Annotated in this window: 12 protein-coding genes and 3 tRNA genes; 9 read left to right on the forward strand and 6 right to left on the reverse strand. The window is 68.9% G+C overall.

The annotated features are described in order from the left end of the window. Positions 1–179 precede the first annotated feature (179 nt). Positions 180–449 (forward strand): hypothetical protein, encoded by a 270-nt coding sequence (locus M2165_RS05530; protein WP_280813673.1) that lies wholly within the window; start codon positions 180–182, stop codon positions 447–449. Between the two features lie 90 nt (positions 450–539). On the opposite strand, the gene M2165_RS05535 is transcribed toward M2165_RS05530, so the two are convergent. The 3 genes from M2165_RS05535 to hrcA form a co-directional block, all read right to left on the reverse strand. After that, a tRNA-Arg gene (locus tag M2165_RS05535) sits at positions 540–616 on the reverse strand. A 62-nt stretch (positions 617–678) separates the two neighbouring features. After that, a tRNA-Ile gene (locus M2165_RS05540) sits at positions 679–755 on the reverse strand. Positions 756–815: 60 nt separating this feature from the next. Continuing rightward, positions 816–1,823, reverse strand: a complete 1,008-nt coding sequence (gene hrcA, locus M2165_RS05545) for a heat-inducible transcriptional repressor HrcA (RefSeq protein ID WP_280813674.1) — start codon at positions 1,821–1,823, stop codon at positions 816–818. Positions 1,824–1,851: 28 nt separating this feature from the next. Between hrcA and M2165_RS05550 the strand changes: the two genes are divergently transcribed. From M2165_RS05550 to rapZ, 3 genes are read left to right on the forward strand one after another with little or no spacing between them, the layout of a single operon-like run. Next, positions 1,852–2,763 carry an NAD kinase gene (locus M2165_RS05550; protein WP_280813675.1) on the forward strand — a complete coding sequence of 304 codons (912 nt, stop codon included), beginning with the start codon at positions 1,852–1,854 and terminating at the stop codon, positions 2,761–2,763. After that, the gene (recN, locus tag M2165_RS05555) at positions 2,764–4,446 is read left to right on the forward strand and encodes a DNA repair protein RecN (RefSeq protein ID WP_280813676.1); all 1,683 of its coding nucleotides are present in this window, start codon (positions 2,764–2,766) and stop codon (positions 4,444–4,446) included. Next, positions 4,443–5,318 carry an RNase adapter RapZ gene (rapZ, locus tag M2165_RS05560; protein WP_280813677.1) on the forward strand — a complete coding sequence of 292 codons (876 nt, stop codon included), beginning with the start codon at positions 4,443–4,445 and terminating at the stop codon, positions 5,316–5,318. Before recN ends, rapZ begins: the two co-directional genes overlap by 4 nt. Here rapZ and mutY read toward each other — a convergent pair. From mutY to mutM, 3 genes are all read right to left on the reverse strand, one after another. After that, positions 5,315–6,367 (reverse strand): A/G-specific adenine glycosylase, encoded by a 1,053-nt coding sequence (mutY, locus tag M2165_RS05565; RefSeq protein WP_280817478.1) that lies wholly within the window; start codon positions 6,365–6,367, stop codon positions 5,315–5,317. The genes rapZ and mutY overlap by 4 nt on opposite strands. A gap of 25 nt (positions 6,368–6,392) precedes the next feature. Continuing rightward, complete coding sequence (locus M2165_RS05570) at positions 6,393–8,360, reverse strand: dynamin family protein (protein WP_280813678.1); 1,968 nt, start codon at positions 8,358–8,360, stop codon at positions 6,393–6,395. Between the two features lie 88 nt (positions 8,361–8,448). Next, positions 8,449–9,261, reverse strand: a complete 813-nt coding sequence (gene mutM / locus M2165_RS05575; RefSeq protein WP_280813679.1) for a bifunctional DNA-formamidopyrimidine glycosylase/DNA-(apurinic or apyrimidinic site) lyase — start codon at positions 9,259–9,261, stop codon at positions 8,449–8,451. A 71-nt stretch (positions 9,262–9,332) separates the two neighbouring features. Here mutM and M2165_RS05580 point away from each other — a divergent pair, with 71 nt between their 5' ends. The 5 genes from M2165_RS05580 (at position 9,333) to M2165_RS05600 (ending at position 13,870) form a co-directional block, all read left to right on the forward strand. Next, positions 9,333–11,192 (forward strand): tetratricopeptide repeat protein, encoded by a 1,860-nt coding sequence (locus tag M2165_RS05580; protein ID WP_280813680.1) that lies wholly within the window; start codon positions 9,333–9,335, stop codon positions 11,190–11,192. After that, a complete protein-coding gene (locus M2165_RS05585; RefSeq protein ID WP_280813681.1) occupies positions 11,189–11,704 on the forward strand; it encodes a lipoprotein insertase outer membrane protein LolB in 516 nt (171 codons plus the stop codon). Before M2165_RS05580 ends, M2165_RS05585 begins: the two co-directional genes overlap by 4 nt. Then, complete coding sequence (gene ispE, locus M2165_RS05590) at positions 11,701–12,582, forward strand: 4-(cytidine 5'-diphospho)-2-C-methyl-D-erythritol kinase (RefSeq protein ID WP_280813682.1); 882 nt, start codon at positions 11,701–11,703, stop codon at positions 12,580–12,582. The genes M2165_RS05585 and ispE overlap by 4 nt, the downstream gene beginning before the upstream one ends. 69 nt (positions 12,583–12,651) lie before the next feature. Then, a tRNA-Gln gene (locus tag M2165_RS05595) sits at positions 12,652–12,728 on the forward strand. A 170-nt stretch (positions 12,729–12,898) separates the two neighbouring features. After that, positions 12,899–13,870 (forward strand): ribose-phosphate pyrophosphokinase, encoded by a 972-nt coding sequence (locus M2165_RS05600; protein ID WP_280813683.1) that lies wholly within the window; start codon positions 12,899–12,901, stop codon positions 13,868–13,870. Positions 13,871–13,881: the final 11 nt, after the last annotated feature.

Genomic DNA, 13,881 nt, shown 5'->3' on the forward strand with positions numbered 1-13,881 from the left:
GCGACGCGCTGCCGTTGCCGGCCGCCTATGCCATCCGGACTAATGGTTACTGGCGCCGTAAATCATTAACATTTTCACGACTTCGTGAAAAAGTTCACATTCTTGGCGTGCCTTGCACCCCCACTGCTGAGTGGGACAACGGTAAAGCTTCGGGCCTCATCGATTCTTTGCGGAAAGCAATGCTCAATCACATCATCCACACCGCGACGATCACGTTGCAGTTGCCGTACAGCACGAGCCCGGCCGCCGAGATCGCCGCGCTCAGGGCGGCCGGCATTCCAGTGGATTCGCTGGGCAATGCGACCTCGGGCTACCTGTTCGTGCGCACCACGGGCCGCGGCCGCCAGCGGACCAACACCTTCCGCTGGTTTGCGACCGCGATCGGCAGCTCGGCGTCCAGCGATGAAGGGGCCCCGAGGGCGGACCCGCAACTGTCGTTCCTCTTCTGACTTGCCTCAGGAGGCGCATCGCGCCCCCGCAGAAACCGTTCGGGCAAAAAAAATCCAGGACGTTTTCACGTCCTGGATTTTTACGAAGAGTGGTGCGGCTGGCAGGATTCGAACCCACGACCCCTTGGTTCGTAGCCAAGTACTCTATCCAACTGAGCTACAGCCGCACAGCTTGCAAGTATAGCATGCGTTTTTGGGCTCCCCGCGGAGCGACGCAAAAAGATGCGGTTGGTAGGCCGTGCTGGGCTTGAACCAGCGACCAACGGATTATGAGTCCGCTGCTCTAACCAACTGAGCTAACGGCCCACGAGAGAGGCCACGATTCTATTCGCGCCCGGTGCCTCGCCGGCACGCGGCGTGGCGCTGCTATTTGCGGTGGCTCAGCGCGTTGCTGACCAGCCGCGAGGTGATGTCCACGATCTGGATCATGCGCTCGTAGGGCATGCGCGTCGGCCCGATGACGCCCAGCGTGCCCACGACCTGCCCGTCCACCTCGTAATTGGCGCTGACGATGGAGAGCTCCTCGATCGGCACCACCTGGCTTTCGCCGCCGATGAAGATGCGCACGCCCTCGGCCTTGCTCGACACGTCGAGCAGCCGCATCAGCTGCGCCTTCTGCTCGAACAGTTCGAAGGCTCGGCGCAGCTGGCCCATGTCGCTCGAGAAGTCGGACACCGAGAGCAGGTTGCGCTCGCCCGAGATCACGACGTCGTCTTCCTGGGCTTCGGTGAGCACCTCGGAGCTGACCTTGACGGCCGCCTGCATCAGCGCCGCGATCTCGCCGCGCAGCTTCTCGACCTCGGACTGGAGGCGGTCGCGGACCTGCTCGATGGTCAGGCCCGCGTAGTGGGTGTTGATGTAGTTCGAGGCTTCGACGAGCTGCGACTGCGAGTAGTCGGCCTCGGGCACGATCACGCGGTTCTGCACGTCGCCGTCGGGCGACACGATGATCACCAGCAGCCGACGCTCGGAAAGCCGCAGGAATTCGATCTGCTTGAACACCGACGCGCGCCGCGGCGCCATGACCACGCCGACGAACTGCGAGAGGTTCGACAGCAGGCTCGCGGCGTTGGCGATCACCTTCTGCGGCTGGTCGGGGGCGAGGCTCGGTGCGTTCACCTGCTCGCGCTGGGCGGTGAGCATGGTGTCGACGAAAAGCCGGTAGCCGCGCGCCGTGGGCACGCGCCCGGCCGAGGTATGCGGGCTGGCGATCAGCCCCAGCGCCTCGAGGTCGGACATCACGTTCCGGATGGTCGCCGGAGAGAGGTCGAGCCCCGGCGCACGCGACAGAGTCCGCGAGCCGACGGGTTGGCCTTCGGCGATGTAGCGCTCTACGAGCGTCTTGAGGAGCAACTTGGCACGGTCGTCCAGCATTGCAAGATTTTAGTGTTGTAATTTGTAGATGACTTCCCGCTTTCGTCACGTCGCTTTGATCGGCAAGTACCAGGCTTCGGGCGCCAGGGCGCAGGCCGACGCCCGCGATGGCGTGATGGAAGATATCGGCGCTTTCCTCGAATCGCAAGGGTGCACGGTGTTCGTCGAGAAGTCGGCGGCCGAGGAAGCCCCGTCGAACGCACCGGTCGGCGGCCGCTACGAGCCGCTGAGCGTCGAGGAGATCGGCCAGCGCTGCGACCTCGGCCTGGTGGTCGGCGGCGACGGCACCATGCTCGGCATCGGCCGGCAGCTCGCGTGCTACGGCATTCCGCTGATCGGCATCAACCGCGGCCGGCTCGGCTTCATCACCGACATCCCGCTGGACAACTACCAGTCCACGCTGATCCCGATGCTGGCCGGCGAGTACGAGGAAGACCACCGCAGCCTCATGCATGCGCACGTGATGCGCGACGGCGCCTCGGTGTTCGAGGCGCTGGCGATGAACGACGTGGTGGTCAACCGCGGCGCCACCTCGGGCATGGTGGAACTGCGCGTGTCTGTGGGCCGCCACTTCGTGGCCAACCAGCGCGCCGACGGGCTGATCATCGCCTCGCCCACCGGGTCGACCGCCTATGCGCTCTCGGCCGGCGGTCCGCTGCTGCATCCAGCGGTGCCGGGCTGGGTGCTGGTGCCGATCGCGCCGCACACGCTGTCGAACCGCCCGGTGCTGCTGCCGGACGCCGACGAGATCGTGATCGAACTGGTGGCCGGGCGCGACGCGAGCGCGAATTTCGACATGCAGTCGCTGGCCTCGCTCGCCATCGGCGACCGCGTGGTGGTACGCCGCTCCGATTACCGGGTGCGCTTCCTGCACCCGCGCGGCTGGAGCTATTTCGACACGCTGCGCAAGAAACTTCACTGGAACGAAGGGGGCTCCTGAATGGCGCTGCGACGCATCGCACTGCGCGACTTCGTGATCGTGCGATCACTCGAACTCGACCTGTCGGGCGGCTTCACGGTCCTGACGGGTGAAACCGGGGCCGGCAAGTCGATCCTGATCGACGCGCTTCAACTCGCGCTCGGCAACCGCGCCGACGCGGGCGCGGTGCGCGAAGGCGCCGAGCGGCTCGACGTGAGCGCGGAATTCGACGCCGACCCGGCCTTCGACGCCTGGCTCGACGAAGGCGGGTTCGAATCCGGCGACGCCCTGCTGCTGCGGCGCACGGTCGACCTGCAGGGCCGCAGCCGCGGCTGGATCAACGGCGCGCCGGCCACCGCCACGCAACTGCGCGAACTCGGCGACCGGCTGCTCGACATCCACGGCCAGCACGCCTGGCAGAGCCTGACGCGGCCCGACGCGGTGCGCGGCCTGCTCGACGCCTACGCCGGCGTGCGCACCGACACGCTCGACGCGGCCTGGCAGGCCTGGCGGCAGGCGCTGTCGGCGCTCGACCATGCCCGCTCGGCGCAGGACTCGCTGCAGCGCGAACGCGAACGCCTGCAGTGGCAGATCGCCGAACTGGCGAAGCTGGCGCCGGCCGAGGACGAGTGGGAAGAGCTGTCGGCCAGCCATGCGCGCATCTCCAACGCGCAGTCGCTCATCGATGCGGCGCAGGGCGCCAGCCAGGCGCTCGAGGACGACGACAACGGCGCCCTCGCCGCGCTCTCGCGCGCGGTGACGCTGCTGCAGAACTGCGCGCACATCGAGCCCGAGTTCCGCGCGCTCGGCGAGGTGCTGGCCTCGAGCGTGGCGCAGGCCTCCGATGCCGCCCACTCGCTGCACGGCTACCTGCGCAACGCCGAGGTCGATCCGCAGCGGCTGGCCGAACTCGACGAGCGCATGGGCCTCTGGATGTCGCTCGCGCGCCGCTACAAGCGCACGCCCGAGGATCTGCCGGCGCTGCTCGCAGGCTGGCAGGCCGAACTGCAGGCGCTCGATGCGCAAAGCGACCTCGAGGGCCTGGAGCACGCCGAGCAGAGCGCGCAGCAGGCCTATCTGAAGGAGGCCAAGGCGCTCGCCAAGGCGCGCAAGCAGGCGGCGCCCCGCCTGTCGGAAGCCGTCACGCAGGCGATGCAGGGCCTGGGCATGCAGGGCGGCCGCTTCGAGGTCGAACTGCAGCCGCTGGCGCAGCCCGGACGCTCGGGCCTCGAGGACGTGGCCTTTCTCGTGAGCGGCCATCCGGGCAGCACGCCGCGGCCGATCGGCAAGGTGGCGTCGGGCGGCGAGCTCTCGCGCATCGCGCTGGCCATCGCGGTCACGACCAGCCAGCTCGGCGGCGCGCAGACGCTGATCTTCGACGAGGTCGATGCCGGCGTGGGCGGGGCGGTGGCCGAAACCGTGGGCCGCCTCATGAAGCAGCTCGGGCGCGACCGCCAGGTGCTGGCCGTGACCCACCTGCCGCAGGTGGCCGCCTGCGCCGACCACCATCTGGTGGTGGCCAAGCGCCAGACCGCGGGCGCCGGCGCGGAAGGCCCGCGCACCGAAAGCGGCGTCTCGCGGCTCGACGACGACAGCCGCGCCCGCGAGATCGCCCGCATGCTCGGCGGGGAGAAGGTCTCGCAGACCTCGCTCGCGCATGCCCGCGAGATGCTGGGCCACAAGACCTCGGCCGCGCTGCAATGAAGCTCGACCTGGTGCTCATCACCGGCATGTCAGGGTCGGGCAAGTCGGTCGCGCTGCATGCGCTCGAAGACGCGGGCTACTACTGCGTGGACAACCTGCCGCCCGAACTGCTGATGCCGTTCATCGCGCTGCAGCACGAGCAGGAGGCCACGCGCGTGGCGATCGCGATGGACGTGCGCAGCGGCGTGTCGCTGCCGACCGTTCCGCAGCAGCTCGAGACCCTGCGGCAGGACGGCGTCGCGCTGCGCTCGCTGTTCCTCGACGCGACCACCGACGCGCTGCTGCGCCGCTATTCGGAAACCCGAAGGCGCCATCCGCTCTCGCGCCAGGAAGGCCGCACGGACGCCCCCGAGCAGCAGCGCGTGCTGATGCAGGCGATCGAACTCGAACGCGAGCTGCTGGCCGACCTGCGCGACGGTGCCGACGTGATCGACACCAGCCTGATCCGGCCGGCCCAGCTGCAGAGCTACATCAAGGCATTGATCTCGGCGCCGCAGAACGCGCTGACGCTGGTGTTCGAGTCCTTCGCCTTCAAGCGCGGCGTGCCGCTGGACGCCGATTTCGTGTTCGACGTGCGCATGCTGCCCAATCCGCACTACGTTCCCACGCTGCGCCCGCTCACGGGGCGCGACACGCCGGTGATCGAATGGCTGCGCGAGCACGAGGACGTGGCGCGCATGTACGAGGACATCGAGCAGTTCCTCTCGCGCTGGCTCGACGCGATGGCCCGCGACCATCGCAGCTACGTGACCGTGGCCATCGGCTGCACGGGCGGGCAGCACCGGTCGGTGTTCCTGGTCGAGCAGCTCGCGCGCGCCTTCGGCACGCGCTGGGGCGCGCTCAAGCGCCACCGCGAACTCGACGCGGTCTAGGCGGGCGCCGCTTCCAGCAGCAGCTTGCGCACCGGCGCCGGCAACCCCAGCCCGGCCCATGCGCCGGCATCCACCCACCGCGCGGCCTCGCCCTCGGGCTGGACACCCTGCAGCAGCACCGGGTGGAGATGCAGGTCCCTGTGCGTGAGCACGTGCACGAAGGCCGGCAGGTCCTGCGCAACGGCGGCCGCGGTGCGCGGCAGCGCGGCGAGCAGTTCTTCGCGGCTTTCGAAGACCGGAAGGCAATAGAGCCCGGCCCAGATGCCCTTCGGCGGCCGCTTCTCCAGCCACACGCGGCCCTGTGCGTCGCGCGCGAGCAGCAGCCACAGCGCCTGCGCACTGCGCTTGAGCTTGCGGGTCTTGACGGGGTAGCGCTCGGGCTGGCCTTCGCGCAGCGCAACGCAGCTGCCGTTCACCGGGCAGATCATGCAGCTCGGCTTGCGCGGCAGGCAGACCGTGGCGCCGAGATCCATCAGCCCCTGCGTGTAGCCCGCGATGGCCTCCTTCTGCGCCGCCGGCGGAAGCAGCTGCGTGGCCAGGTCCCAGAGCGCGCGCTCCTGCGCCGACGACGAAAGATCGCCGCCGAAGCCGAGCACGCGGGTCAGCACCCGCTTGACGTTGCCGTCCAGGATCGCGACCCGCTCCCCGAAGCAGAAGGCGGCGATCGCCGCGGCGGTGGAGCGGCCGATGCCGGGCAGCGTCATCAGCTCGGCGGCGGTGCGCGGAAACTCGCCGCCGAACCGCGCCACCACCTCCTGGGCGCAGCGGTGCATGTTGCGCGCACGGCTGTAGTAGCCCAGGCCGCTCCAGAGGCCGAAGACCTCGTCCTCGGTGCCCGCGGCCAGGTGGCGCACGCTCGGAAAGCGTTCGAGAAAGCGCGCGAAATAGCCGAGCACCGTCGACACCTGCGTCTGCTGGAGCATCACCTCCGACAGCCAGACGCGGTAGGGATCGCGCGTGTTCTGCCAGGGAAGCTCGCTGCGACCGTGGCTGCGCTGCCAGTCCACGATGCGCGCGGCGAAATCGGCCGGCAACGGCTGCGCCGGCACCGCACCGCCGGCCACCCCCGCGCGATCAGGCCGCACGCAGTTCGCCGACCGGGGCGCCCGCCGCGGCGGCGGGCCTTCCCTGCTGGGTGATCATCGAGGTGAATTCGTGCAGCCGCAGCTGCAGCTCGGCCAGGCTGCTTTCCTGCGCGGCAAGTTCGAGCAGCCGCTCGTCGAGGTTGCCGGCCGCACTCTGGATGCGCTCGATCGCCTCGATGCGCTTCCTGAAATTGCGGCGGCGCTCCTTGAGCTGCGCATCGATCTGCGCGCTCGCGCCCTTGCTCCAGCGCTCCACCTCGGTCATGGCCGCCTCATTGACGAGCCGCAGCCGGCTCGCGAGCGCACGCACCAGCTTGTCGCAGAAATCGGCCTGCGCGAGCTTCAGCAGGTTGCCCACGCCCAGGTAGTGGATGTGGCTGCGCTCGATCTGGCTCAGCTCCTGCTCGAAACCCGACAGGTCGGGCTCGGCGGGCGCCTGCAGCGTGAAGCCCTGCTCCGCATTGAGCTGGCGGAAGGTGGCGTGCAGCATCGACTGGATCTCGGCCGTGGTCGCCTGCACCTCGCGCAGGTTGTTGCGCAGCGAATCGAAGGTCTCGCCGTAGACCTTGCGCACGTTGAGCTTGACGCCGGGGCGCCTGAGCGCGGCCGAGAGCCGCACCATGTCGGCCTTGAGCGCGGTGCGGCCGAGCACCGCGTACACCTCGCGCAGCAGCTTGCCCTGTACCGAGCGCAACGCGAGGATGCGCGTGTTGCTGCCCTCGAACTCGGCCTGCTCCTGGTCGATGCGCGCACGCATGTGGCGGATGACCGAGACGTTCTTGCCGCGCAGGCCCTGCAGTTCGAGCGCCTGCTCGGAAAGATCGCGCTGCCGCACCTTCAGGATGCGCTCGGCTTCGATGCGCAGGGCCGCCATGCCCGCGTCGACGGCGAGCCGCAGCATCGTCTCGCGCCTGGCCAGGACACCCTCGGCCAGCAAGGTCTCGAGCGCCGGCAGGCGGCTCGCCTCGAGCAGGCGCGGGTCGCGCTGGATCTTGGCCTGCAGGCCCTTCTGTGCCGAGACCGGCAGCACCTGTACCAGCGGCACCTCGAGGAACCTGGCCGCCACCTCGCGCTGACGCTCGATCTGGAGTTCGATCTGCGCGGGCGTGCTCAGCGAGTCCCACATGGTGTCGATCTTGTTGAGCACCACGAAGCGCGTGTCGCTGCCTTCGCTCTCGGTGACGAGGTGCTCGCGCCAGATCGTCAGATCGGAGCGGGTCACGCCGGTCTCCGCGCCGAGGATGAAGACCACCGCATGCGCCTGCGGAATCAGGCTCACGGTGAGCTCGGGCTCGGCGCCGATCGCGTTCAGGCCCGGCGTGTCGAGGATCACCAGCCCCTGCTCGAGCAGGGGATGCGGCATGTTCAGGATGGCGTGGCGCCAGCGCGGAATCTCCACGTGGCCTTCGGCATCCTGCACCGGGTTGTCGTCGGGCGTCTCGTCGTTCCAGAAGCCGAGCGCACGCGCCTCGTCCTTGGTGACCCAGCGCACCTCGGCCACCTTGCCCATGGCCTGGGCCAGCTGGTCGGCGTTGCCGACGTCGATCGCGATCTCGGTCCAGCGGATCGGCTTCTCGCGCCAGTGCGTGAGCGAATGCGGTTCCAGGCGGGTCTCGATCGGCAGCAGCCGCAGCTTCGGCGACACCGCGGGGTCGTAGCCGAGCTCCGTCGGGCACATCGTGGTGCGCCCGGCGCTCGCCGGCATGATGCGCCGCCCGTAGCCCGCGAAGAAGATCGCGTTGATGAGCTCGGACTTGCCGCGCGAGAACTCCGCCACGAAGGCCACCATCACCTTGCTGGTGCGAATTTGCAGTTCGAGCCCGCGCAGGCGCTCGGCCACGGCCTGGTCGAGCAGCTCGTTCTCGTTCAACCAGCGGGACAGCCACTGAAGGCGATGCGCGAAATTGCTCCGCCAGGCGCCGTGCTGGTCGAGTTGTTGGTTGAAAGAGCGGCTCAAGGGAAAAATGTAAAAATTTATTTACAAATATAGCATCGCGGGTTCCGAAGCGCCGCCCGCAGGGTCTTGCGGCGGCGCCGCCCGGACCCTATTTCTGGCACTTCGGACAATAGTAAGTGGAACGCTGCCCTTGGCGCAGTTGCCTGATCGGCGTTGCGCAAACCCGACAGGGTTCGCCGGCCCGGCCGTAGACCGTGGCTTCGAGCTGGAAGTAGCCGTTCTGCCCGTCCACGTTGGAGAAGTCGCGCAGCGTGCTGCCGCCCTTGTCGACCGCGCGCGCGAGGATCTCGCGGACCGCCGCATGAAGCCGGGCCGCCCTCGCCCGGCTGATGCGCGCCGCCGACAAGGTCGGGCGGATGCCGGCCTGGAACAGCGCTTCGGAGGCATAGATGTTGCCCACGCCCACCACCACGTCGCCGGCGAGCAGCACCTGCTTCACCGCGGTCCGACGCTTGCGCAGCCCCGCATGGAAGGCATCGAGGTCGAAGCCATCGCCCAGCGGCTCCATGCCGAGGCCGCCGAGCAGCTTGACCGCCCATGGGGCGGCCTCGTCCTCCACGTAGACCACCGCGCCGAAGCGGCGGGGATCGTTGAGCCGCAGCGTGCCGCGGTCCGTGACCAGGTCGAAGTGATCGTGCACCCCCGGCGCAGGCAGCGCCGCGTCGAAGCGCAGGCTGCCCGACATGCCGAGGTGCAGCAGCAGCAGGCCGCGGTCCAGGTCGATCAGCAGGTACTTGCCGCGCCGCCGCACCTCGCGCACGCGGCGCCCGACCAGGGCCCCGGGCTCGATCATCAGGGCCCAACGCAAGGGTTTGCCGACGCGCACCGCATCGACGCGCGCACCCGCGATGCGCTCGGCAAAACCGCGCCGGGTGACTTCGACTTCGGGAAGCTCAGGCATGCAAGGACAAACTCCGGCGGCGCGAAGCCCCACGACGGGGCCCGTTCAAAGGCTTGGATTATTATGGTTCGATGATTCCATCGCTCCGCCGACACCGCCTCGCGGCGGCCGCGTCTCTCGCCCTGCTGGCCTGTGCCGTGCAGGCGCAAAGCTCCGATCCCGCGGCACCTCAGAGCCCGGCACCCGTCATCGAGCGACCCGCGCCTTCGCGCACCTCGCCGGCCCGTCCCGGCACCCGGCCCTCGCCGTCGCCGACCGCAGCCAAGGCGGCCGCGGAACCCGCGGTGGCGCAGCCGTCCGCACTGACTGCCGAACTGTTCTACGAGATCCTCATGGGCGAGATGACCGCGCGCGGCGGCGATCCGGGCTCGGGCTACGCGCTGGTGCTCGACGCGGCCCGCCGGCTGCGCGACGGCAGGCTGTTCCAGCGCGCGGTGGAGATCGCCCTTCAATCGCGCTCGGGCGATGCGGCGCTCGCGGCCGCGCGCGCCTGGCAGGAAACGCTGCCCAATTCGCGCGATGCACGCCGCATCGAACTGCAGATCCTGATCGCGCTCAACCGCATCGGCGACACCGTCGAGCCGCTGCGTGCGGAGATCGCCGCCACCTCCCAGGTCGAGCGGCCGCTGCTGATGGCGGTGATCGTGCGCAACTATGGGCGCGCGCCGGACAAGAAGCTGGCCGCCTCGGTGGTGGAGCAGGCGCTGGCGGACGATCTCAAGAACCCCGCGACCGGCGGCCTCGCATGGGCCACGGTCGGCCGGCTGCGCCTGAACGCCGGCGATACCTCGGGCGCGCTCGACGCCGCGTTCAAGGGCCAGCAGATCGATCCCGCCTCGGACGCGCCGGCCGCGCTGGCGCTCGAGATGATCGATCCCGGCCAGCCGCTGGCGGAGCCGATCGTCACGCGCCACCTCGCGGGCAACCCCAAGGCGTCGCCCGACCTGCGTGTCGCCTATGCGCGCGTGCTGGTCGAGAACCGCCGCTACACCGATGCCGCCGCGCAGCTGCAGGCGCTCACCACCGCGCGCCCCGAACTGGCCGAGCCCTGGCTGCTGCTCGGCAGCCTGCAGGCGCAGGCGCGGCAGGACGCGGCCGCCGAAACCTCGCTCAAGCGCTACATCGACCTGGCGGCGAACCAGAAGGATGCCGACGACCGCCAGCGCGGCACGACGCAGGCCTACCTGGTGCTCTCGCAGCTCGCCGAGCGGCGCAAGGACTTCACCGCCGCCGAGCGCTGGCTCGCGCGCATCGACAGCACCGAGGACCTCGCCGCCGCCCAGACCCGCCGCGCGGGCCTGCTCGCGCGCCAGGGCAAGCTGCCGCAGGCGCGCGAACTCGTGCGCAGCCTGCCGGAGCGCAATGCCGAGGAGAAGAAGCGCAAGTTCCTGGCCGAGGTGCAGCTGCTGCGCGACGCCAAGCAGTACCAGGCGGCCTACGACATGCTCGCCCAGGCCGCGGCCGCCGCGCCGGACGACAGCGACCTCGTCTACGACCAGGCCATGGTGGCCGAGAAGCTCAACCGGCTCGACGAGATGGAGCGGCTGCTGCGCCGCCTGATCGAGCTCAAGCCCGACAACCAGAACGCCTACAACGCGCTGGGCTACTCGTTCGCCGATCGCAAGATCCGGCTCGACGAGGCGCGCACGCTGATCCAGAAGGCGGTGCAGCTCGCGCCCGAGGATCCGTTCATTGCCGACAGCCTCGGCTGGGTCGAGTTCCGCCTCGGCAACACGAACGAGGCGCTGCGCATCCTCGAGGCGGCCTACAAGAGCCGGCCCGATCCGGAGATCGGCGCGCATTTCGGCGAAGTGCTGTGGACGGCCGGCCAGAAGGAACGCGCCGTCACGATCTGGAAAGAAGCCCTGCTGTCCGACGCCGAGAACGAGACGCTGCAGGAAACGCTCAAACGGCTGCGGGTCAAGCCGTGACGACGATCGACGACCGCCGCGGGCGGCGAGGCATCCTGGCGGCGGGCGGCGCGGCGCTGCTGCTGCTGGCGAGCGGCTGCGCGCAGTTGCCGGCCGGCGCGCGGCCGGAAGGCTCCGCCGCATGGAGCGGGCGCATGTCGCTGCGCATCGACAGCCAGCCGGTCCAGACCTTCTCGGCCCTGTTCGAGCTGCGCGGCTCGCCCGAGGCCGGCGAGCTTTCGCTCACCAGCCCCATCGGCAGCACGCTGGCCCAGCTGCATTGGGCGCCCGGCGAGGCCCTGCTCAAGAACGGCAGCGAGGTGCGCCGCTTCGACTCGGTCGATGCGCTGATCGAGGCCGCGACGGGTGCGGCCATCCCGGTGGCCGCCCTGTTCGGCTGGCTTGCGGGTCGCAACGATCCGGTGCCGGGCTGGCGCCCCGACCTCGGCCAGGTCGCGAGCGGCCGGCTGCAGGCCACGCGCGAAGCACCGAGCCCCACGGCCGACCTGCGCATCGTGTTCGAGCGGTCATGAAGGCGATCTACGACCTTCCCGCCCCGGCCAAGCTCAACCTCTTCCTGCACATCACCGGCCGGCGCGAGGACGGCTACCACCTGCTGCAGTCGGTGTTCATGCTGATCGACTGGTGCGACACCCTGCACGTCGAACTGCGCCGCGACGGCCAGCTCAGCCGCGAAGACCTGACCACCGAACTCCCGCCCGACGACCTGGTACTGCGCGCCGCCCGCGCGCTGCAGGCGCATGCGGCGCCGGGCCAGGGCGCCCACATCGGGGTCGCCAAGCACGTGCCGGCGCAGGCCGGCATGGGCGGCGGCTCCTCGGACGCCGCCACCTGCCTGCTGGCGCTGAACCGCCTCTGGCAGCTGGACCTGCCGCTGTCGCGCCTGGCCGAGATCGGCCTCGGCCTGGGCGCGGACGTGCCCTTCTTCCTCGGCGGACGCAACGCCTGGGTCGAGGGGATCGGCGAGAAGATCCGGCCGGTTTCGGTGCCGCCGGCGCGCTTCGCGGTGGTCAAGCCGCCCGAGGGAATCGACACCCGTTCAATTTTTTCTTCACCGGAGCTTCAACGCGCCACTCCTGTTGCTATAATCTCGGGCTTTGCTGCAGATAGCGAACAGCTTGAAGCTCCACACCTCGGCGACGGGGTCTACAGCTTCGGCCACAACGACCTGCAGCCGGTTGCCCAGCGGCTCTGTCCCGCGGTCACCGATGCCATCGAATGGCTCGGCGCCCAAGGACTGCAGGCCCGGATGACCGGCTCCGGAAGTTCGGTGTTCGCGAAGATGCCGCAAGCGCCGCACGAAGCGCAACTCGCCGAGGCCCCCGCGGGCTGGCAGGTTCGTCAATGCAGCAATCTGGCCGTTCATCCACTTCGGGGGTGGGCGACCTGAAAGATAATCGGATCCTCATCGGTCCGATGCGACGTATATCGGTGGGTGGCGCAAGCCATCAACCTGTGTAGGGGAGTCGCCAAGTTGGTTAAGGCACTGGATTTTGATTCCAGCATGCAAAGGTTCGAATCCTTTCTCCCCTGCCAAATCCTTGAAACTGCGGTCTCACCCACCGCGGCTTTTTACAAACTGCGGCCTCATGGCCGCAGTGCTTCTTCTGCAGCCCACCCGCTGCAATAATCGGCGGCCCACGGGCCGCCACACTTGAACTCTTTGGTGGCTTCCTCTTAGCCAATCGCACTGCCGGGACGCGCTCATGCAGGCCAATCACCCTGATTTCATGGTTTTCACCGGCAATGCCAATCCTGGCCTCGCCGCCGAAATTGCGCACAACCTCGGCACCACGCTCGGTGCCGCGCGCGTGGGCCGGTTCTCCGACGGTGAAGTCACCGTCGAGATCAACCAGAACGTCCGGGCCCGCGACGTGTTCGTCGTGCAGTCCACCTGCGCGCCGACCAACGAGAACCTGATGGAACTGCTGATCATGGTCGATGCGCTCAAGCGCGCCTCGGCCGAGCGGATCAGCGCGGTGATCCCCTACTACGGCTATGCCCGCCAGGACCGCCGCCCGCGTTCGAGCCGGGTGCCGATCTCGGCCAAGGTGGTGGCCAACCTGCTCGAGACCGTGGGCGTGGAGCGCGTGCTCACGATGGACCTGCACGCCGACCAGATCCAGGGCTTCTTCGACATTCCGGTCGACAACATCTACGCGTCGCCGGTGCTGCTGTCCGACCTGCGCCAGCGCAACTACGAAGACCTGATCGTGGTCTCGCCCGACGTTGGCGGCGTGGTGCGCGCGCGTGCGATCGCCAAGCAGCTGAACTGCGACCTCGCGATCATCGACAAGCGCCGCCCGAAGGCGAACGTGAGCGAAGTGATGAACGTGATCGGCGAGATCGACGGTCGCAACTGCGTGATCATGGACGACATGATCGACACGGCCGGCACGCTGGTCAAAGCGGCCGAGGTGCTCAAGGAGCGCGGCGCGAAGAGCGTCTACGCCTACTGCACGCACCCGATCTTCTCGGGCCCGGCCATCGAGCGCATCACCCAGTCGGCGCTCGACGAAGTGGTCGTGACCAACACCATCCCCCTTTCCGACGGCGCACTCGCCTGCGGAAAGATCCGCCAGCTCTCCGTGGCACCGCTGATCGCCGAGACGATCCAGCGCATTGCCAAGGGCGAGTCGGTGATGAGTTTGTTCTCGGACCAGGACAACCTGTTCTGACCCGAGCAAAA

Origin of the sequence: Variovorax sp. TBS-050B (assembly GCF_029893635.1) — a bacterium.
GTDB lineage: Bacteria > Pseudomonadota > Gammaproteobacteria > Burkholderiales > Burkholderiaceae_C > Variovorax.

Coding starts and splice junctions, on each gene's coding strand:
- M2165_RS05530 (WP_280813673.1), top strand. CDS start 180: ATGCTCAATCACATCATCCACACCGCGACGATCACGTTGCAGTTGCCG.
- hrcA (WP_280813674.1), bottom strand. CDS start 1,823: ATGCTGGACGACCGTGCCAAGTTGCTCCTCAAGACGCTCGTAGAGCGC.
- M2165_RS05550 (WP_280813675.1), top strand. CDS start 1,852: ATGACTTCCCGCTTTCGTCACGTCGCTTTGATCGGCAAGTACCAGGCT.
- recN (WP_280813676.1), top strand. CDS start 2,764: ATGGCGCTGCGACGCATCGCACTGCGCGACTTCGTGATCGTGCGATCA.
- rapZ (WP_280813677.1), top strand. CDS start 4,443: ATGAAGCTCGACCTGGTGCTCATCACCGGCATGTCAGGGTCGGGCAAG.
- mutM (WP_280813679.1), bottom strand. CDS start 9,261: ATGCCTGAGCTTCCCGAAGTCGAAGTCACCCGGCGCGGTTTTGCCGAG.
- M2165_RS05580 (WP_280813680.1), top strand. CDS start 9,333: ATGATTCCATCGCTCCGCCGACACCGCCTCGCGGCGGCCGCGTCTCTC.
- ispE (WP_280813682.1), top strand. CDS start 11,701: ATGAAGGCGATCTACGACCTTCCCGCCCCGGCCAAGCTCAACCTCTTC.
- M2165_RS05600 (WP_280813683.1), top strand. CDS start 12,899: ATGCAGGCCAATCACCCTGATTTCATGGTTTTCACCGGCAATGCCAAT.